Origin of the sequence: Tardiphaga sp. (genome assembly GCF_044336785.1) — a bacterium.
Classification (GTDB): domain Bacteria; phylum Pseudomonadota; class Alphaproteobacteria; order Rhizobiales; family Xanthobacteraceae; genus Tardiphaga.
The window spans coordinates 22,853-41,145 of record NZ_JBIIOT010000004.1 but is presented as its reverse complement, the minus strand read 5'-3'; the positions used below and the strand labels follow the sequence as shown (position 1 = coordinate 41,145).

Below are 18,293 nucleotides of genomic sequence, written 5' to 3'. Positions count from 1 at the left end.
GTCTCGTCTGTTTGGCCTGAGCGGTTAGTGCTGCTTGGGGTCTGCCAGTTGCGTCGTCCCGCCGACGAGGCAACCCACGGGCGCTTCGTCGGCAAAGCCGAGACGCACACCGATTTCGGACAGGGCGCCGAGGGGACGTCCCTGCAGAATGGTGATGCGCGTGCTGTCGGGCGTGACGAGCCCGTTCTTCAGCAGCCCGAAGGCAAGCGCAGCCGCTGCGATGCCTGTTGCGGCATCTTCGGGATAGCCCGACGATTTCGGAAACTGCCGCGCCTCGAACCGGCGCTCGCTCTCGCTGTCGACGGCGTAGGGATAGAGGCCGGTGGAGCCGATGCTCTCGCAACACGCTTCGGTGGTCGGCATGATCGTCTGCAGATCGTTCAGCCGCGCCACGCTCTTCATCGGGATCAGCGTCTTGACGCGCGACGTCACGGCATTCTGCATCGGCAGGTCGAGCAGATCGCTGCGGGTGATCCGCAAGGCCGACAGCACGGCATCTTCCTGCGCCTGTGTGAGATCGACGACCTTTCCGACCGGCTGGGTGATCTCGACATAGGGATCCGCAGCATTTGCCATATCGACGAACCCGGTGACCGGCCCACTGCGGGTCTCGATACGGACCTGATGCGATCGCAACTGCCCCAGCGTCGCCATGGTCCATAGCGCACCGATGGTGGCGTGGCCGCACATTTCCATCTCATGGCGTGGCACCCAGAAACGGAACGTATAATCCGCATCGCCGCCCGTGGCCGGCAGCACGAAGCCGGACTCATGGCCGTAGTCAGCCGCGATGCGCTGCATGTCTGACGGGGCGAGGGCGGAGGCATCGACCACGATGGGGCACGGATTGCCGCCCGCGCCCTGATGCGTGAACACGTTGACGAGCTTGACGTCGGTCATAAAAAATATCCTGCTTACTTCATCGACGGCGCGACGGTATCGACGACGGCATTGGTATAGGAGTCTGCGATGGGAACGGTCACGGGTTTCTGCTCCGCCTCGGCGAGGAAGGCATAGTTCTTCTTCATGCCGGCTTCCTCGATCCGCGGATTATCACGGAATGAGGGCAGCGTCAGTTTCCAGGCGAGATCGAATTCGGCCTGCGGTACCTGGGCAAAGAACGGCCGCACCGCCTCGCGCGCCTCGTCCGGATTGGACTTCATGTAGCGAAGGCCCTTCCACAATCCGCGCACGACCTTCTGCGCGAGCTCCGGCTTGCCGGTGATCCAGTCATTGCGGGCGATCAGCGTGTAGAACAGGATGTCGGCAAAGGGCGGATATTCGCCGCGCGCGAAATCGTACAGCATGGCGCCGCCGAAGCGCTCGATGCCCGTCGTCGATGTCGGCGCCGAGAGCGCGTAGCCGTCGATGCGCTTCTGGCCGAATGCCGCCAGCATGCTGCTGCCGCCGCCGATCGGCGTGATCGTCATGTCGCGGTCGGGATTGAGGCCGCCATAGACGGCGATGTGGCGAACCATCAGATCGGTGAGGCTGCCGGGACCTGCCACCGCAATCGTCAGGCCCTTTAGTGCAGCAGCCTTGGCCTTCGGGTCTTTCAGGTTCGCGAGATCGATCTTCTTGGCAGCATCCGCCGACAGCACCAGGTCCGATCCGAACTGCGTCTGCACTGCCGCAAAGGTCTGCACGGGCTGCTTCTTCTCCTGCGCGCGGAGCTGGACGCCGGGGCTGCCGACATAGATCTGCGACTGTCCGCCCAGCACGGCCGCGAGCGCTTCCGCGCCGCCCTTGGAGAAGGTGATGACCTCGGCATCGAGGCCTTCCTGTTCGAAGAAGCCCTTGGTGCGCGCCACATAGATCGGCAGATAGATGAAGCCTTCGCTGGGTTGGCCGAGGATGACCTTCTGCCGGGACTGCGCGATGGCCGGCGAGGCGAGGAAGCCGGTGGCGCCGAGGCCTGCGAGCGCGATCGCCTGTCGTCGTGAAAACTGCATGCGTGTCTCCCGATGCGTGAAGTGGACGTTGCTGGATGGACGATGGATCAGACGGTGACTTCGCGATGCTCCTCGGCCGCTTTCCACGGCATCAGCACGCGTTCGAGAATCTTCACCGCAAGATTCAGCAGCATCGTCAGCACGACGATAGCGATCAGCGCAGCGAAGACACCGGGCGTATCGAATTTGGAGGCGGCGTTGGAGATGAGGTAACCGAGGCCACGGTTCGAGGCGATGATCTCGCCGACGATGGCGCCGATCAGCGCATAGGGCACCGACAGCCGCAGCCCGGCAAACACCCAGGTGATGGCGGAGGGCAGCACCAGTTTGGTCATCAACTGATGTTCGGAGGCGCCCATCAGGCGGATGACGGTGAGCTGCTCGCGGCTGACACTGCGCACGCCCGTATAGGTGTTGAGGAACACCAGGAAGAATACGGTAACCGCGGCCAGCACGATCTTCATCTCGATGCCGATGCCGAGCCACAACACGAACAGCGGCGCCAGCGCCACTTTCGGCAGGCTGTAGATGGCGGTGAGAAACGGATCGAGGATATCGGCGAGGATGCGGGATCGCCCGAGCACGAGACCGACCAGCACGCCGGCACTGCCGCCGATCAGGAAACCGCTCAACGCCTCGATGGTGGTGATCGAGGCGTGGAACAGCAGTTCGCCGCTGCGCAGGACCTGCCAGAAACTCTGCGCGATTTCGGATGGCGTCGAGACATAGAACTCGCTGCCGGACCACACTGATCCGAATTGCCAGATCAGCAGCAGGGCCACCAGCAGCGCGATCCGCGCGAGCATGATCGATCGAAAAGACAGTTGCGTTTCCATCGTCGTGCTCCTTACGCCGATGCCTGAAGCTCGGCCGGCGCGGCCGACAGATCAGGCGTGAGCATCGCCCACAGCTCGTTGGTGAAGGCGTGATGGCGCGGATCGAAGCGCAGGCGCGCGAGATCGCGGTCCTTCGGCAGCGGATTGTCGAACACTTTTGCGATCGTGCCCGGGCGCCCCTGGAACACCGCGCATCGGTCGCCGAGGGCTGCGGCTTCCTCGATGTCGTGGGTCACGAACATCACCGTCAGATTGAGCTTGCGGCAGATGCGCAGCAGCTCTGCCTGCAGAGTCAGCCGTAATTGCGCATCGAGTGCGCCGAACGGCTCGTCGAGCAGCAGCGTCTCGCGTTCGGCCGCGAGCAGCCGCGCCAGCGCGCAGCGCTTGCGCATGCCGCCCGAGATCTGGTTCGGATAGGATGTGGCAAAATCCTTCAGGCCGACAAGCGCGAGCAATTCTGCGACACGCGCTTCGCACTGGCGTTTCGGAAGCCCGGCGACTTCGAGTGGGACGGACACGTTGCCGGCAACGGTGCGCCACGGCAGCAGGTGATCCTGCTGCGTCATATAGGCGACCTTGCCATTCAAGCCGCTGACCTCAGTTCCGCCATAGCTCACGCGGCCCTTGCTGGCGCTGATGAGCCCCGCGGTCATGTTCAGCAGCGTGGACTTGCCGCATCCCGACGGCCCGAGCAGCATCGTGATATCGCCACGCTTCATCGACAGCGTAACGTCGCGGATCGCCGTATAGCTCTGCGTGCCGGTCTGGAACGTCTTGGTGACGTCCGAAAACACGATGAAATCGTCGGGCCGAACATCCGCCATCCCGCTCATCCTCTCCTGTCCATCGCTGGAGAGTAGGGGAACGGCCGGTCTGTCTGCGCGACCCGGCGGGCCTTAATGCGTGTCGGATCGGGCCATCTTGCGGGCGTCGGTCGGCGAGACGCCGGCGACGCGCCGCATCAGCCGGGCGAGGGCCGAGCCGGAGTCGAGGCCGACCCGCCAGGCGACTTCGCCGACCGGCAGATCGGTGGTGCGAAGCAGGTCGCGCGCGCGGTCGAGGCGTTCGTGATCGTGAAACTCGCCGATGGTCATGCCGGTCTTGTCGCGAAACAAACGGGTGACATGGCGGCGCGACAAGCCGAAAGCGTCGGCGATCAGGTCGAGCGACAGGTCGCCGGCCAGATTGTTCGCGATGTAGGACTTCACCTCGGAGACCAGCGCATCGCCATGGGTGGCCGGAGTCGAGGCCGAAAGCTGTTCGCCGCGTTCGATCTGGCTGAGGCAGTGGATCAGCAGCGCGGCCACCATATGGGCGCGGACAGATTGCGCGGCGACATCCGCGGGCGTGCAGGCCTGGCACAGGCCGAGCAGGGTGCGCATCTCCGGCGATGTCGCAAAGAAGGTGGGCGTGCCGAGCCGGGCCCGGATGCGGCTCAGGGAGCCCAACCGCGCTTCGATGCCGGTCAGCTGATCGTCGGTGGCATAGATGGCCAGATGATCATGGCCGGTCCGCCGTGCAGCGGTCTGGTGCGACAGCGTCTGCGGCACCACGACGAAGCGGTCTTCGCTGAGCCAGGTGCCGGCCGATCGGGTCTCGTCGCGGAAATCGACGGCGCCGACCCGCGGCAGCAGGATCATCAGGCAGTCATGCCAGTGCCACGGCATGTAATAGTCGTCGCCGCCGCCGACCAAAGCGAGCTGGTCGCCGTCCGCCGCAAGAATGCGGGCGTCGGTGGACGTATCGCGAAGTGTCTGGATGGACCGGAGCATCAGTCAGCGTAGCAACTGACGCCCGTTTGGCAAGCAAGCGTATGCGGCAGCCTGTTGCTTATGCATCGGGCAGATACCGGCACTTACCGCCCCGCGCGGATCCGCTCCGCCGCTTCCGGCGCGAAATATGTCAGCACGCCATCGGCGCCGGCGCGCTTGAAGGCCACCAGGCTCTCCATGATCACGCGATCGCGGTCGAGCCAGCCATTGTTGATGGCGCCCATGATCATCGCGTATTCGCCCGACACCTGATAGGCGAAGGTCGGCACCGCAAACGTGTCCTTCACCCGGCGGATGATGTCGAGATAGGGCATGCCCGGCTTCACCATCACCATGTCGGCGCCTTCAGCCAGATCGAGCTCAACCTCGCGGATCGCCTCGTCGGAATTGGCCGAGTCCATCTGATAGGTGCGCTTGTCGCCATTCAGCGTCTTGGCCGAGCCGATGGCGTCGCGGAACGGGCCATAGAAGGCCGACGCGTATTTCGCGGCATAGGCCATGATCTGCACATCGCCGAAACCGGCGTCGTCCAGCGCCTCGCGGATGGCGCCGACGCGGCCGTCCATCATGTCCGACGGCGCGATGACATCGCAGCCGGCTTCCGCCTGCACCAGCGCCTGACGCACCAGCACGGCCACGGTCTCGTCATTGAGGATGCGGCCGTTCTGCAGCAGGCCGTCATGGCCATGGCTCGTATACGGATCGAGCGCGACATCGCAGAGCACGCCGAGATCCGGGAATTCCTTCTTGATGGCGCGCACCGACTGGCAGACCAGATTGTTGCCGTTCCAGGCCTCGGAGCCGGTTTCGTCGCGCAGCGTCGGATCGGTGTAGGGGAACAGCGCGATGCAGGGGATATCAAGTTTTACGGCGCGCTCGGCGTCGCGGACCACCTGATCCACGGTGAGGCGCTCGACGCCGGGCATCGATGCGATCGGCGTGCGCGCATTGTCGCCCTCGACCACGAACAGCGGCCAGATCAGGTCGTCGGTGGTGACGGTGTTTTCGCGCACCAGCCGGCGCGCCCATTCGCTCTTGCGGTTGCGGCGCAGGCGGGTGGAGAGACCGAGCGAGGGGGCGTCATAGACGGACGAGCGGGGCGCAGCGTCGCGCAATTCGATGGGCCGCCCGAACTTGATCGCCATGATACCGTCTCCTGAACCACCGCTTGATCTGCGGCTCTGCAACCTGGACTTGTTCCAACTCTAGCATTTTCGCATCGCCGCGTCACTGCAGGCCTGTGCATGGGCGGGGCGCCCACGCATTGCTTTCGCCGGCCGGGCAGGCCACAAAAAGCCCCATGAATCGGCCAAACACCTTGTTCCATCTCAACGGCCGGGCCTTGTCGCCCGAGGCAACGCATGTCTGACCCGACACCCCGCGACGCCTCGCGCGATCACGCCATTTCCGTGGCCGCGATCTCGTCCGAGCGCATCGAGAGCGATGAAAACGTCTGGACCCGCCGCCTGGTGCTGTTCCTGCGGGTCATGGCGGTCGTCTCCATGCTGACGGGCCTCTATCACTGGGCGCAGGTCACCGGCTTCATCGGCACCGAGGACGAGGCCTTTGAAGCCCAGTCCATGGCCTGGCAGTCGGCCACCGTCTATTTCGCCGTCATCGAGCTGGTCAGTGCCGTCGGCCTCTGGCTGGCGACGCCCTGGGGCGCCGTGGTCTGGCTCACCACCGTGGTCTCCATGGCGGTGATCGAGCTGATGTTCCCCACCATCTATGGCGGCAATCTCATTGTGGTCGGCGTCCAGGCTGCGTTTCTGGCCGCCTATCTTGCGCTGGCATGGATGGCTGCGCGGGAGCGGCCGCCATAGGATATCGTCATTCCGGGGCGCGCGTCGTCGCGCGAACCCGGAATGACAGCCAAGACGAAGCGAAGACCGCAAAGACGGTCTCGCATCAAAGGGAGAAACCAGTGAGCCATCTTCGTTCCGGCGGCACCGTCGGCAGCCTTCTCGTCAGCGCCATCGCCCGCTATGCCGACCAGCCCGCCATTGCGGACGGCACCTCGCGCTGGACCTATCGCGACTATGGCGATGTGGTCGCGCGCTTCATCGGCCTGTTCCGCAACCTCGGCCTGACCAAGACCAGCGGCCTGTCGGTGCTCTCCGGCAACCGCGCCGAGACCTGGGCCGCCATCTCCGCCGCCGCCATCATGGGCATCCGCTACACCCCGCTGCATCCCATGGCCGCCGAGGACGATCAGGCCTTCATCGTCGAAGACGCCGAGATCGATGTGCTGATCGTGGAGGGCGGCAAATTCGCCGAGCGCGGCAAGGCGCTGAAGGCGCGCGTGAGCGGCCTCAAGCATCTCTATTCGTTCGGCGCCGTGGAGGGCGTGCGGGATCTCCTCAAAGAGCTGCCCGCCATCAAACCCGAGCCGCTGGTCGACGAGAGCCATGTGGATGACATCTGCTGGCTCTCTTATACCGGCGGCACCACCGGCCGTTCCAAGGGCGTGATGAACCCGCATCGCGTGGTCGTCGCCATGTGCCTGGCGATCATCGCCGACTGGGACTGGCCGCGCGACATCCGCTATCTCGCCGCGACGCCGATCAGCCATGCGGCGGGCATCACCATCTTCCCGGTGATGCTGCGCGGCGGCTTTACGCGCCTCGTGCAGGGCTTTGATGCCGAGACCTATCTGCGGGTGGTGCATGAGGAAAAGATCACCGCCACCTTCCTGGTGCCGACGCTGATCTATGCGCTGATCGATGCCGAGGACATCCGCAGGAAATACGACACGTCATCGCTCGACATGATCGTCTATGGCGCAGCACCGATGTCGCCGGATCGCCTGCGCGAGGGCGTGCGCATCTTCGGCAATGTGTTCGTGCAGCTCTACGGCCAGACCGAAGCGCCGCAGATCATCACCACCATGCGCAAGATCGATCACGACGATTCCAAGCCTGGCCGTCTCGGCTCCTGCGGCCGAGCCAACCCGATGGTGGAAGTGAAACTGCTCGACGCCGATCTCAACGAGGTCGCGACAGGGCAGCCCGGCGAGATCTGCGTGCGCGGTTCGCTGGTGATGGATGGCTACTGGAAGCGGCCGGATGCCACTGAAGAAGTTTTCCGTGGTGGCTGGCTGCACACCGGCGATGTCGCTGTGAAAGACGCCGACGGCTTCTTCTATATCGTCGATCGCACCAAGGACATGATCATCTCCGGCGGTTTCAACATCTATCCCCGCGAAGTCGAAGACGCCTTGATGGCGCATCATGCGGTGGCGTCCGCTGCGGTGATCGGCATTCCCGATGCGAAGTGGGGCGAGGCGGTGAAGGCCTTTGTCGTGCTGAAGAACGGCGCGAACAATTCGGTGGAAGAATTGCAGACGCATGTGAAAGACAAGCGCGGCGCGCCGTGGTCGCCGAAGAGCATCGACTTCGTGGCAGAGATTCCGGTGACCGGCCTCGGCAAGATCGATCGCAAGGCGCTGCGTGCGCCCTATTGGGGCGGGCAGGCGAGGGGCGTGGCGTAAGTCATCGCGAGGATCGTGCTGGGCCTGCATGGTTCGAGACGCGCGCTTTGCGCGCTCCTCACCCAGCCTGAACGCAATTGCGTTCAGGCGAGAGGGTCTTCTGCTGAGCCCGCCCAAAACTCTCCCCTCATCCTGAGGAGCGGCCTTCTCAGGCCGCGTCTCGAAGGATGGCCGCAGGCTATGCCCGGCGTTCCCGATCGCTAAAAATCGAAGAAATTTATTCCCATTAACCCCGGTAACCTCTGAGTCACCCTAACGGCCCGGTGAGGAATCTTACCCCAATCTTTCGCATTTGAACGATCCTGTCCCGCATCCGGACACACGCGCGAACATGATGGCAACATCGCCCCTTCATCGTGAATCAAAAACTGCAAAAAGCCCTGTTTTTGTAGACTTAATCGACGATTTACCCTCGCAAATTCATGTTCTCTTTATCGTCTTTTTTAGGCGCTTCTTCAAAGCCGCCGCTTAAGTTGGGCCTATCAGACGAGACACAAGTTTCGTCGAATAAGTCGATAAAAACGACAGCAGGGGTAGTGTCATGATCAAGTCCGTTGCGACGGTGGAAAGCGTCGATCTCGTTCCCGGCCAGGCGCCGGTTCAGCCGCTCTATCTGGAAGCGCTCACGCTGGTCGAGCGTCTGCATCGCCGCCTGCTCGACGTCATCAAGGACGAATTCGATCGTCGCGGTCGTGCCGACATCAATTCGGTGCAGGCACTGCTGCTATACAATATCGGCGACAAGGAATTGACCGCCGGCGAGCTGCGCACCCGCGGCTACTATCTCGGCTCCAACGTCTCCTACAATCTGAAGAAGCTTGTCGAGCTCGGCTTCCTCGATCACCAGCGTTCGCGCGTCGATCGTCGCTCGGTCCGCATCCGCCTGACCTCGCAGGGCCAGGAAATCCGCCACATCGTCGAGGCGCTCTACGCCAAGCATGTGAAGACGGTGGAGCAGGTCGGCGGCATCTCGAACGAGGAATTTGCGACCCTCAATAAGTCGCTGCACCGCCTCGAGCGCTTCTGGACCGACCAGATCCTGTATCGCCTGTGATCTTGTAGGATGGGTTAAGCGTTGGCCGCAGGCCGGCGCGACAACCCATCGGCGGAGCTTGCCGCAATCGACAGACAGCATGGGTTGTCGCTTCGCTCAACCCATCCTACGCCTCTGAGTTTACTTCGACCCTCCAAGTCGACACTGCCGCTAACGGAATTTTGCCCTCCGAAAGCAACGCCGAAATGCACGCAAGATGCAGACGGCACTGACAACGACAAAGGCGCCCAGAAACGGGCGCCTTTTTTCTTTTGGGAGAAACGCAGATGCAGGATGGGTCGAGCGCGGATAGGTCGATGCCGAGCCGCCTCCGCTCCGTTTGCGCATGCCGTGTTCTCCGCGTGATCAGGCACCGATGCCCCAGGCCCGCCACGTGGCAAGTCTCGCGTCAACACGGTGGCAAGACGATTGCCGGAGGTGCAGTCTGATCATGTTCAGCATTCCGGCGTCACGCGATGTCAGCGCCCGTCACTTCACTTTCAACTCCGCCGACACGCGCTTCAGCGCGCTCTGGCCACTCGGATCGGACGGCGCAAGTTGCGCGTGGATCCGGAAGTCGGCCAGGGCCGCTTGCAGGCGATGTTTCATCTCCAGCGCCATGCCGCGATTGTAATAGGCCAGTGCAAGTTTCGGATCGAGGCGGATGGCCTGACCGAAGTCTGCGATGGCGCGGTCGAGATCGCCTTTTTCGCCCCAGGCGGTGCCGCGGTTCACATAAGTGCGCGCGGATTTCGGATCGAGCTGCAGCGATTGAGTGTAGTCCGCGATCGCGCGGTCGTTGTCGTCCTTCTTATTCCAGGCGAGGCCGCGGCCATACCAGGCATCGGCATCTTTCGGATCGATCTGGATCGCGGTGTCGAAATCCGCGATGGCGCGGTCGAAGTCGCCTTTGCCAGCCCAGGCGGCGGCGCGGTTGGCGTAAGCGAGGGCATATTTCGCATTGCGCTGGATCGCCTCGTTATAATCCGCGATGGCCCGGTCATGATCGCCCTTGTGATACCAGGCATTGCCGCGATTGTTGTAGGCCGACGAATAGGTGGGGTCGATCCGCATCGCGTCGTTGAATTCCACCATCGCGCGGTCGAAATCGCCTTGCGCCCGATAGGCGTCGCCGCGGCGCGTATGCATCCGCGCGAGGCTGCGCCCCGTATATTGTTGTGACTCGATGGCGCGCGTGCAGCCAGCGATAGCGAGGCTATCCGATAGTTTGACGCAGGAGGTCCATTCGTCGGCGGCAGCTGTATGCGGCAAGCCGGCGAACAGAACGACGGCCATGCCTGCGAGCAGCCGGGATGTGGACAAGCGCATGTGAGTATGTCTCCGCATGTTGATGCGAGCAGCAGGGGATGGCCGGTCGCCATGCGAGCGCTCATGTGTCCTTGGTCTGGGCGCAGATCAAATGGTTCATCAGCAGCGAGGGGAGGCGCTCATGGCGCTGCATCTGAGTGCAGAAGTTGAAGACGATAGCGCATGATTTGAACGTCACGCGACGTATCGCGACAAACGCGGCAGCAGATCGCCGAGACGCCGACATGACTCGCAACCGCATATTCTTTCTGGTCGGGCCAATTCTCAGCTGGCTCTATTGCATCGCCTGCCTCACCATCGTGAACCGTCCGGCACCCGTGTTCGAGGACGATCGCTATTGGCCGGCCTCTTTCATGGTTTGCTTCGTCTTCGCGCTGTTGCCGCTCTGGGCCACGGCGGCCATCGATCGCCGACTGTCGCATCGGCGCTGGCGCGCGCTCGTCTGTTTCCTGGCGGGCTTTGCCATGGCCGCCGGGCTGCTGTTGCTCCTCACCATCGAGAGCGGCGGGCCGGAGCTGATGCAGCGCTATGCCGAGGTGTGGTGGTATGTCGGGCCGGTATGGGGACTGCCCGCGGCCATCTGTTCGTGGCTGGTCGGGTCTGCGCCGCACGGCGGCGACGCCGGGCGCATTGAACCCGGCCATGCCGGGCGCGACTAATCGCTTTACCCAAAGGGTCTTGCCATGAAGATGATTGCACTCGGCGCCGTGGTGGCGATGATTTTGCTGGATCTGCTCGGCACCAGATCGAGCGTCGGTGGCCCGATGGGCATGCTGATGATCTCGTTCGTCATCATCCTCGCTGTCGGCATTTACGAGGCGTGGGCGAACCAGCGCGGCCCGCTCGGATGGATCGTCAATCTCGTCACGGCCCTCCTTGGCGGACTTGTCGCGATCATCATCGAGGGCATGCTGATGGGAGCGGCCTTGCCACTCCTTCGCCTCGACGGCTCGCTCGCCTCATCGACCAATCCGGCAAAATATCTGCTCTATGCCGCGATGGCGCTTCTCACGGTGCTCGGACCATGGGCGGCATTGCAGATCATCAATCGCTTTCGGCAGGGGCCGACGCATCGCGCCGCGGAAGGCTAGTCAGCGCTCCGGCAGTGCCAGCGGAACTACGCTTTCACCGCCGCGTTCACTCGTGCAAAGGGTGATCGCGTTGAAATTCGACGGCGAAGACGAAAGCAGGGAAAACGAGTTGCTTGCAGCAATCGTCGCCGTGCTGTGCGCGGGCGCGCTGACCTTTGTGATCTGGGCGATCTTCGGCCAGGGATGATTGCATCAGCAAGAAAAGGCCGCACACGTGGTGCGGCCTTCTCTCGTCGTTACTTGTTCATGCCGCCTTTGGTCATCTGGCCGTCGCCATTCTTGTTGGCGCCGCCCATGTTCTTGCTGTTCGACATGCCGCTGGTGCCCATATTGTCCTTGCTCATGGTGCCCTTGTTCTGGTTGGCGGGCGCCATGCCTGCACCGGGCGTCTTGGTCTGGTCTGCGGACTCGCCGGTCATCGCAGCACCACCTTTACCCTGGCTGGACTGTGCGGCTGCGAAAGTGGACGACAGCATGAGGGCGCAGGCTGCGCCGATCAGAAGCTTCTTCATCGGTTATCTCCATCGGTTGCGGATCGCTGCGACAATCCCGCATTGATGGCGACGTTCCTGAACTTAACCAGTCTGCAGCAATTATCTTTTGCAAAGACGCCGCGACGCAAAACGAATTCCTTCGTCGCGCGCGCAGAGCAGCAAGGTGATCGGGTGCCGATGTGTGGCGCGACATTCTCAGATGGATCGGCCCGAAGCCACCCGGACGCGCGGAAGAGGGGGATGGCATGGTGCTCGGCATCATCGCGCTGCTCCTCGTCACCGTGAGCCTTCCTTACCTGCTGGGCATTCTGTTCGGAGGCTGATGGCGGTCCATATGCCGTTTTCGTCCGATATTTGCGTCTACGGCGCGCGATTCCGATTTTCTTGGCCAAAAGCGAACGCAATTGGTAAAATTTTAAGGGCTTTTGGGCAGGTTCCTCAAAATGGAACCGGCGGTTCCGGTTTCATTTTCAGCACCTGGGAGAGCACTTTGTTGGTTTCATTTGGACGTTTTCTGAAGGACGAACGTGGCGCCACCGCCATCGAATACGGTCTGATCGCCGCCGGCATCGCACTTGCGATCATTGCCGCCGTGAATGGTCTCGGCAGCACGCTCAACACCAAGTTCACGACGCTCAACACGTCGCTGAAGTAAGATCTGCCCGTGGCTGGGGATGCGAAGGCTCTGCCATATGGAGCCGTCGCGTGGGTCAATTTTTTGGAGTAGCCATGAGGCTGCACTGAACATGAAAGGCGCCTTCTCAGGGCGCCTTTTTGTTTTTGGAGATGCGTGAACTGTAGGATGGGTAGAGCGCAGGCGCGCAGCGCCGAAGCGAAACCCATCGGCGGAGTTTGCCGCATAACAATGCAAGCATGTTTTGATCTACGGCACTGAAATAACGCGAGTTCACTACGTTGAGGCAGCGATCGGAATGCCGATGAACCAGCGTGGATATCTATTGGCAGCGTTTTTCTGTCTCGGCCCCTGGCTTCTCATTGGGCTGTTTCTTTGGGAGTCAAGAAGCCCCCTCACCATTGACGTTGTGACTGTCGTCGCAGTCTGGTTCGGACTTCCAGGGCTTGCACTTGCTGCGCTGTTTCTATGGTTGGCTAAGTCAGATTGAGAAATCTTGATAAGAAAGCTCGCGGCGCCTCATTGCTCACCTCGCAATGACTCCCTCCCGCCCCATTTCCGAAATAGATTCCCCGTCATGGAACCAAGTTCCACCAGTCAACTTATCTCCACATCATCGGAGATCGAGCCATGCTGGTCGAACGCGGTCTGAAAGTGATGAATGTCGAGGCCGTGGGCGATGCCTATGCGATCGCGGCCAATTTCCTGCGGCGCTCCGGCGCCATCCCGGACACGTATGTCACCAATGACCGGCTGCTCGAAATCATCGTGCAGGCGTTTCATCGCGGCGAGGGCAACAAGCTCCGCCTTGCCAATCGGGCGATAGCCCAATTCCAGGCCGCGCCGCACTAGGCGCGTCCGATGTCTAGCGAAACCAAGTCTGACTAAAACCATGTCTAAGGGGAAAGACGACATGCAAATTGCCATCGACCGTATCATGCAGACCTACAATCTAATGGCCAATCGCGCTGAAGCCGCGAGCGAAGACGCGCGCGTCAAGGTCACTGAATATGTGCAGTCGCTGTTCGATGGCGGCGAGACCGACATGCAGCGTCTCACGGTCTGCGGCCTGACCTATCTGCGCGAGCGCGACGGCAGCAATGATCCGGTCAAGGCGGGCTATACCGGCCTGTAAGCGTTGCGTTGAGTTTTGAAAGCCGGCCGTGCGGACGAACCGCCGGCCGGCTTTTTTGCGAGGAGCCGTAGGGCGGATAAGGCGTAGCCGTCATCCGCCGTTCTTCCTCACATCAGCTCGGCCGGCGGATCACACTCCGCTGATCCGCCCTAGAGTTGCGAATGCGTGTTCTTTCTTTGTTCTTGACAAAATTCCCATCCTCACCATTATCCCGTTTGTCTTGTTCACGAGGGGCGCTCTCATGAGGCGTCTTTGAGTGGGACAAGATGCGGCGCCTGCGGGCAGGGGAGGACGTACCTCCTGCACTCGGGTGGTCGGGGGTCACCGTCCGGGCCCACTACGGGGCCCTGCCGCTAACGCGGCTGGACGTGGTGCGGGCGAAGGCGGAGAAATCCGTCGGATGGCTTCCTTATGGGAAGTGCCCAGTACCCGGAAGAACGGTCCTTCGACCAGCAAGACGTCGCGGTGGCGCGCCGTAAGGCGTTGCGCGGCTCGGGCTTGCTGGCGATCCAGCTTGCACGGGCAGCGTCAAGTCCACTCAAACGCGCCTTGCGGCGTGCCACCTCCCCTCATGTTTCGGGGGGAGAACGGCTCACACCTCGGACGCGCAAGCGCCGCGAGATTGCGAGAGCGTGGCTGTTTGACAGGTTGATCCGGAAGTAGCGCGCAGGAGCGTATGGTTTCCCTCCCTCAAGCCGCGGAGCGGCGCAGCGGGGAGGGTGGCGCGTAGCGCCGGGTGGGGTCTATCCCCACGACGAACCGAGCGTGGGGATAGACCCCACCCGTCTTGATGCTCGCTGAACGCTCGCATCGATCCACCCTCCCCAGTCGCTGCGCTCTGGGGAGGGAAAAGAAAGCGCCTTACGCCACCTCGGCTGTCTTTCCATCCTGGATCGCACGCCAGATGCGTTCCGATGTCAGCGGCATGTCGAGATGCGTCACGCCATACGCACTCAACGCATCGACCACCGCGTTGACGACGGTCGCGAGACTTCCGGCGCATCCGGCTTCGCCACAGCCCTTGGTGCCGAGCGGATTGGTCTTGGCGGGCGACGGATGATCGCCGATGGCCATCAGCGGAATGTCGCCGGCGCGTGGCAGCGCATAGTCCATGAAGGAGCCGGTGATCGGCTGGCCCGAACTGTCGTAGCTGACCTTCTCCATCAGCGCCTGGCCGATGCCCTGCGCGACGCCGCCATGCAATTGGCCGGCAACGATCATCGGGTTGACGATGGTGCCGAAATCATTCACCGCGCTGTAGCGCACGATGGTCAGCACGCCGGTGTCCGGATCGATCTCCACTTCCGCCACATGGCAGCCATTGGGGAAGGTCGATGGCGGGCCCTCGCTGGCGTGATCCACATCGAGCGTCTCCGGGGCGCCTTCGGGCAGCTTGCCGTCGCGCATCCGCTGCGCCAGCTCCATGATGTCGATGGAGCGATCGGTGCCGGCAATGGTGAAGCGGCCATCCTCGAATTCCATATCGGCCTCGGACGCTTCCATCAGATGTGCGGCAGCAACCTTGCCCTTGGCGATGACGAGATCCGACGCCTCGACGATCGCCTGGCCCGATGCGGTGATCGAACGCGAGCCGCCGGTGCCATTGCCCGTGCGCACGAGATCGCTGTCATTCTGCTGCAGCCGGATCGCATCGAAGGGCACGCCGAGCCGCTCCGACAGCACCTGCGCAAACGGCGTCGCATGGCCCTGGCCGTAATCCAGTGTGCCCGTGGTGATGGTCACGGTGCCGTCCGGGTCGAACGTGACCTTGCCGAGTTCGGGCGAGGGCGGTGCGGTGACTTCGAGATAGGAGCCGACGGCGATGCCGCGCAGCTTGCCTTGCTTCTTCGCCTCGCGCTTGCGTTTGGCAAAGCCGGCATGATCGGAAATCGCCAGCGCCTTGTCGAACACGCCCTGGAAATCGCCGCTGTCATAGGTGACGCCCGACGCCGCCGCAAAAGGCAGTTGCGATGGCTTGATGAAATTGCGCTTGCGCAGCGTGAGCCGGTCGATGCCCATCTCGTCCGCCGCGCGGTCGATCAGGCGCTCCATGAAATAGTTCGCTTCGGGCCGTCCGGCGCCGCGATAGGCGCCCATCAGGGTCGTGTTGGTGACCACGCATTTGATGTCGACCCCGACCAGGGGCGTGCGATAGACGCTCGGCAGGTTCTTGCCGACATTGATCGATAGCGGCAATGGCGACACGCCGGTGATATAGGCGCCGAGATTGCCGTAGCCGGACAGGCGTGCGGCGAGAAACTTGCCGTCCTTGTCGAGTGCCAGCTCCGCATGAATCTGTTGCGCGCGGCCCTGGCTGTCGGAGAGGAAACTGGATGAGCGTTCATCCAGCCATTTCACCGGCTTGCCCAGCGCCTTTGCCGCATGCAGCAGGCAGATATATTCGGGGTAGCTCACATTCTTCATGCCGAAGGAGCCGCCGACATTGCCGGTGAGGATGCGCATCTTCTCGGCGGGCACATTCATGTGGCGCGCCAGCGTGGCGCGATTGCCGGCGACGCCCTGGGTCGGCACCTGCAGGATGTAGCGCTCGGTCTCCCTGTCGAACGATGCCAGCGCACAGCGTGGCTCCATCGAGACGACGGCCACGCGGGTGTTCTCGATGTCGAGTTTCGTCACATGCGCAGCCGAGGCGAAGGCCGCATCGATCGCGTCGGTGTCGCCATAGTGATAATCGAGCGCGACATTGTTCGGGATGTGCTCATAGAGCTGCGGTGCGCCCGGCTTGGTCGCGTCCTCGGCAGAGGTCACGGCGGGCAGTGGCTCGATGTCGAGCTCGACGGCTTCGCCGGCATCGCGCGCCTGCGCGAGTGTCTCCGCGACGACGAAGGCGATGGGATCGCCGACATAGCGGACGCGATCGGTCATCAGCGCCTGGCGATTGGTCTGCAGCAGCGGCGAGCCATCGCGGCTTTTCATCGGGAGGCCGACGGTGAAGGGCTTGTAGTCGGCCGCAGCAATATCGGCGCCGGTCCAGATGCCGCGCACGCCGGGCATCGCCTTGGCGGCCTCGGTGTCGATCTTGCGGATCACGCCATGGGCATGCGGGCTGCGGACCACCCAGGCATAGAGCTGGCCAGGCAAATGAAGATCGTCGGTATAGCGGCCCTGGCCGCGCACCAGCGTGTCGTCCTCCTTGCGCCGGACGGGCTGACCGACCCCGTATTTCTGCATGGCGATGGAATTGTCGCGGGAGCCGGTAAAATCCTGCATGGGGACGTCCATTTGACTGTCGATACGGCGCCGGACTTGCGGTCCTGGCGATCACCTCAGATAGGACGCCCGCGCGGCGGTCACAACGTCCGATTGGGCATGGCGCGGGTGCGAAGGTTGCGCCAATCCCGTGCCCTGCTAAAGTTTCCGTGAGAATGGTTTCCATGCCGGCCACAAGCCGCGGAAAGACCGATTGAATGGATGACACCACGCGGCTCCGCCCCTCGCTGGAGCCGAATGACGTGCCGGGAACGGAGCAGGGGGCCGTGGTGGCTGCGCGCGCGAGCGATGCAGTCAATCCGGCCGTCTATGCCGCGCTCGATCTCGGCACCAACAATTGCCGTCTGCTGATCGCCGCCCCCACCGGCGACAGCTTTCGCGTGATCGATTCGTTTTCGCGGATCATCCGCCTCGGCGAGGGCGTCTCGACATCGGGTGTCATCTCCGATGCCGCGATCAATCGCGCTGTTGCCGCGCTGTCGATTTGCCGCGACAAGATCCGCGCCCGCAACGCGACGCGGCTGCGTCTGATCGCAACGGAAGCGTGTCGCGCCGCGTCGAATTCCGATGAATTCCTCAGCCGCGTGGCCGAGGCGACAGGGATTACGCTGGAGATCATCGACCGCGAAACCGAAGCCGGTCTCGCCGTGATCGGCTGCTCGCCGCTGATCGATCCGAAAGGCCGCGGCGCGATCCTGTTCGATATCGGCGGCGGCTCGTCCGAACTGGTGCGGATCGAGCGCGATGCCGCCGATCCCAATGGCCGGCCGCTGATCAAGGCATGGATGTCGATCCCGCTCGGCGTGGTCACGCTGGCTGAAAAATTCGGCGGCAAGAATGTCACCCGCGAGTCCTACGATCTCATGATCGCCGAGGTCGCCCAGCACGTCGCGCCCTTCGCGGCCGAGCACGGCGTCGATCTCGACGGCATGCATCTGCTCGGCACCTCTGGCACGGTGACGACTTTGGCCGGCATCCATCAGGGCCTGCTGCGCTACGACCGTCGCCGCATCGACGGCATCTGGCTCGACAATGCCGAACTCGATGCGACCATCGTGAAGCTGATGGGCCTGAGCTACGCCGAACGAGCGGCCAACCAGTGCATCGGCCCCGATCGCGCCGATCTGGTCCTGTGCGGCTGCGCCATCCTCGATGCCATCCGCGCCGTGTTCCCGTTGCCGCGCCTCCGCGTCGCCGATCGCGGGTTGCGCGAGGGGATGCTGGTGGAAATGATGCGCGAGGACGGCGTCATCAAGGCATCGTAACGCAGTTCGGCTTTTGCGACGGGCCGTGCTA

At 62.9% G+C, this 18,293-nt stretch carries 19 protein-coding genes; 10 read left to right on the top strand and 9 right to left on the bottom strand.

Annotation, left to right across the window (positions count from 1 at the left end; translation table 11 throughout):
- Positions 1 to 24: 24 nt before the first annotated feature.
- The 6 genes from ACIQ2A_RS02235 to hemB all read right to left on the bottom strand — a co-directional run bounded on the left by ACIQ2A_RS02235 (position 25) and on the right by hemB (position 5,705).
- The gene (locus ACIQ2A_RS02235; protein WP_398475289.1) at positions 25 to 900 is read right to left on the bottom strand and encodes a PhzF family phenazine biosynthesis protein; all 876 of its coding nucleotides are present in this window, start codon (positions 898 to 900) and stop codon (positions 25 to 27) included.
- Between the two features lie 14 nt (positions 901 to 914).
- On the bottom strand, positions 915 to 1,952 hold the full coding sequence (locus ACIQ2A_RS02230; RefSeq protein WP_398475287.1) for an ABC transporter substrate-binding protein: 1,038 nt from the start codon (positions 1,950 to 1,952) through the stop codon (positions 915 to 917).
- A 47-nt stretch (positions 1,953 to 1,999) separates the two neighbouring features.
- Entirely contained in the window at positions 2,000 to 2,788 is a 789-nt protein-coding gene (locus tag ACIQ2A_RS02225) for an ABC transporter permease (protein WP_398475285.1), read from the bottom strand.
- 11 nt (positions 2,789 to 2,799) lie between these two features.
- Positions 2,800 to 3,612 carry an ABC transporter ATP-binding protein gene (locus tag ACIQ2A_RS02220; protein WP_398475283.1) on the bottom strand — a complete coding sequence of 271 codons (813 nt, stop codon included), beginning with the start codon at positions 3,610 to 3,612 and terminating at the stop codon, positions 2,800 to 2,802.
- Between the two features lie 72 nt (positions 3,613 to 3,684).
- The gene (locus ACIQ2A_RS02215) at positions 3,685 to 4,560 is read right to left on the bottom strand and encodes a helix-turn-helix domain-containing protein (RefSeq protein ID WP_398475281.1); all 876 of its coding nucleotides are present in this window, start codon (positions 4,558 to 4,560) and stop codon (positions 3,685 to 3,687) included.
- 83 nt (positions 4,561 to 4,643) lie between these two features.
- The gene (gene hemB / locus ACIQ2A_RS02210; RefSeq protein ID WP_398475279.1) at positions 4,644 to 5,705 is read right to left on the bottom strand and encodes a porphobilinogen synthase; all 1,062 of its coding nucleotides are present in this window, start codon (positions 5,703 to 5,705) and stop codon (positions 4,644 to 4,646) included.
- Positions 5,706 to 5,921: 216 nt separating this feature from the next.
- On the opposite strand from hemB, the gene ACIQ2A_RS02205 reads away from it, so the two are divergent.
- From ACIQ2A_RS02205 to ldtR, 3 genes are all read left to right on the top strand, one after another.
- Positions 5,922 to 6,383 (top strand): DUF6163 family protein, encoded by a 462-nt coding sequence (locus tag ACIQ2A_RS02205; protein WP_398475277.1) that lies wholly within the window; start codon positions 5,922 to 5,924, stop codon positions 6,381 to 6,383.
- Between the two features lie 101 nt (positions 6,384 to 6,484).
- Positions 6,485 to 8,050 carry an AMP-binding protein gene (locus ACIQ2A_RS02200; protein ID WP_398475275.1) on the top strand — a complete coding sequence of 522 codons (1,566 nt, stop codon included), beginning with the start codon at positions 6,485 to 6,487 and terminating at the stop codon, positions 8,048 to 8,050.
- A 541-nt stretch (positions 8,051 to 8,591) separates the two neighbouring features.
- Entirely contained in the window at positions 8,592 to 9,104 is a 513-nt protein-coding gene (ldtR, locus tag ACIQ2A_RS02195) for a transcriptional regulator LdtR (RefSeq protein ID WP_398475272.1), read from the top strand.
- A 468-nt stretch (positions 9,105 to 9,572) separates the two neighbouring features.
- On the opposite strand, the gene ACIQ2A_RS02190 is transcribed toward ldtR, so the two are convergent.
- Positions 9,573 to 10,412 (bottom strand): tetratricopeptide repeat protein, encoded by an 840-nt coding sequence (locus ACIQ2A_RS02190; protein ID WP_398475270.1) that lies wholly within the window; start codon positions 10,410 to 10,412, stop codon positions 9,573 to 9,575.
- A 224-nt stretch (positions 10,413 to 10,636) separates the two neighbouring features.
- Here ACIQ2A_RS02190 and ACIQ2A_RS02185 point away from each other — a divergent pair, with 224 nt between their 5' ends.
- The gene (locus ACIQ2A_RS02185) at positions 10,637 to 11,071 is read left to right on the top strand and encodes a hypothetical protein (RefSeq protein WP_398475268.1); all 435 of its coding nucleotides are present in this window, start codon (positions 10,637 to 10,639) and stop codon (positions 11,069 to 11,071) included.
- A gap of 24 nt (positions 11,072 to 11,095) precedes the next feature.
- Entirely contained in the window at positions 11,096 to 11,503 is a 408-nt protein-coding gene (locus tag ACIQ2A_RS02180) for a hypothetical protein (protein WP_398475266.1), read from the top strand.
- Positions 11,504 to 11,739: 236 nt separating this feature from the next.
- Here ACIQ2A_RS02180 and ACIQ2A_RS02175 read toward each other — a convergent pair whose 3' ends face one another.
- On the bottom strand, positions 11,740 to 12,015 hold the full coding sequence (locus ACIQ2A_RS02175) for a hypothetical protein (RefSeq protein WP_398475264.1): 276 nt from the start codon (positions 12,013 to 12,015) through the stop codon (positions 11,740 to 11,742).
- A gap of 161 nt (positions 12,016 to 12,176) precedes the next feature.
- On the opposite strand from ACIQ2A_RS02175, the gene ACIQ2A_RS02170 reads away from it, so the two are divergent.
- The 4 genes from ACIQ2A_RS02170 (at position 12,177) to ACIQ2A_RS02155 (ending at position 13,766) form a co-directional block, all read left to right on the top strand.
- Positions 12,177 to 12,320 carry a hypothetical protein gene (locus tag ACIQ2A_RS02170; RefSeq protein WP_398475262.1) on the top strand — a complete coding sequence of 48 codons (144 nt, stop codon included), beginning with the start codon at positions 12,177 to 12,179 and terminating at the stop codon, positions 12,318 to 12,320.
- Positions 12,321 to 12,487: 167 nt separating this feature from the next.
- Entirely contained in the window at positions 12,488 to 12,652 is a 165-nt protein-coding gene (locus ACIQ2A_RS02165; RefSeq protein ID WP_398475260.1) for a Flp family type IVb pilin, read from the top strand.
- A 609-nt stretch (positions 12,653 to 13,261) separates the two neighbouring features.
- Positions 13,262 to 13,483, top strand: a complete 222-nt coding sequence (locus tag ACIQ2A_RS02160) for a hypothetical protein (protein ID WP_398475258.1) — start codon at positions 13,262 to 13,264, stop codon at positions 13,481 to 13,483.
- A gap of 61 nt (positions 13,484 to 13,544) precedes the next feature.
- Complete coding sequence (locus ACIQ2A_RS02155) at positions 13,545 to 13,766, top strand: hypothetical protein (protein ID WP_398475256.1); 222 nt, start codon at positions 13,545 to 13,547, stop codon at positions 13,764 to 13,766.
- An 861-nt stretch (positions 13,767 to 14,627) separates the two neighbouring features.
- On the opposite strand, the gene ACIQ2A_RS02150 is transcribed toward ACIQ2A_RS02155, so the two are convergent.
- On the bottom strand, positions 14,628 to 16,997 hold the full coding sequence (locus ACIQ2A_RS02150; RefSeq protein ID WP_398475253.1) for a xanthine dehydrogenase family protein molybdopterin-binding subunit: 2,370 nt from the start codon (positions 16,995 to 16,997) through the stop codon (positions 14,628 to 14,630).
- A 197-nt stretch (positions 16,998 to 17,194) separates the two neighbouring features.
- Between ACIQ2A_RS02150 and ACIQ2A_RS02145 the strand changes: the two genes are divergently transcribed.
- On the top strand, positions 17,195 to 18,262 hold the full coding sequence (locus ACIQ2A_RS02145) for a Ppx/GppA phosphatase family protein (RefSeq protein WP_398475251.1): 1,068 nt from the start codon (positions 17,195 to 17,197) through the stop codon (positions 18,260 to 18,262).
- Positions 18,263 to 18,293: the final 31 nt, after the last annotated feature.

What these genes read in the sequence shown, in the direction of transcription:
- ACIQ2A_RS02235 (WP_398475289.1), bottom strand. Translation starts at nt 900, where the DNA reads ATGACCGACGTCAAGCTCGTCAACGTGTTCACGCATCAGGGCGCGGGC.
- ACIQ2A_RS02230 (WP_398475287.1), bottom strand. Translation starts at nt 1,952, where the DNA reads ATGCAGTTTTCACGACGACAGGCGATCGCGCTCGCAGGCCTCGGCGCC.
- ACIQ2A_RS02225 (WP_398475285.1), bottom strand. Translation starts at nt 2,788, where the DNA reads ATGGAAACGCAACTGTCTTTTCGATCGATCATGCTCGCGCGGATCGCG.
- ACIQ2A_RS02220 (WP_398475283.1), bottom strand. Translation starts at nt 3,612, where the DNA reads ATGGCGGATGTTCGGCCCGACGATTTCATCGTGTTTTCGGACGTCACC.
- ACIQ2A_RS02215 (WP_398475281.1), bottom strand. Translation starts at nt 4,560, where the DNA reads ATGCTCCGGTCCATCCAGACACTTCGCGATACGTCCACCGACGCCCGC.
- hemB (WP_398475279.1), bottom strand. Translation starts at nt 5,705, where the DNA reads ATGGCGATCAAGTTCGGGCGGCCCATCGAATTGCGCGACGCTGCGCCC.
- ACIQ2A_RS02205 (WP_398475277.1), top strand. Translation starts at nt 5,922, where the DNA reads ATGTCTGACCCGACACCCCGCGACGCCTCGCGCGATCACGCCATTTCC.
- ldtR (WP_398475272.1), top strand. Translation starts at nt 8,592, where the DNA reads ATGATCAAGTCCGTTGCGACGGTGGAAAGCGTCGATCTCGTTCCCGGC.
- ACIQ2A_RS02190 (WP_398475270.1), bottom strand. Translation starts at nt 10,412, where the DNA reads ATGCGCTTGTCCACATCCCGGCTGCTCGCAGGCATGGCCGTCGTTCTG.
- ACIQ2A_RS02185 (WP_398475268.1), top strand. Translation starts at nt 10,637, where the DNA reads ATGACTCGCAACCGCATATTCTTTCTGGTCGGGCCAATTCTCAGCTGG.
- ACIQ2A_RS02180 (WP_398475266.1), top strand. Translation starts at nt 11,096, where the DNA reads ATGAAGATGATTGCACTCGGCGCCGTGGTGGCGATGATTTTGCTGGAT.
- ACIQ2A_RS02175 (WP_398475264.1), bottom strand. Translation starts at nt 12,015, where the DNA reads ATGAAGAAGCTTCTGATCGGCGCAGCCTGCGCCCTCATGCTGTCGTCC.
- ACIQ2A_RS02160 (WP_398475258.1), top strand. Translation starts at nt 13,262, where the DNA reads ATGCTGGTCGAACGCGGTCTGAAAGTGATGAATGTCGAGGCCGTGGGC.
- ACIQ2A_RS02155 (WP_398475256.1), top strand. Translation starts at nt 13,545, where the DNA reads ATGCAAATTGCCATCGACCGTATCATGCAGACCTACAATCTAATGGCC.
- ACIQ2A_RS02150 (WP_398475253.1), bottom strand. Translation starts at nt 16,997, where the DNA reads ATGCAGGATTTTACCGGCTCCCGCGACAATTCCATCGCCATGCAGAAA.
- ACIQ2A_RS02145 (WP_398475251.1), top strand. Translation starts at nt 17,195, where the DNA reads ATGGATGACACCACGCGGCTCCGCCCCTCGCTGGAGCCGAATGACGTG.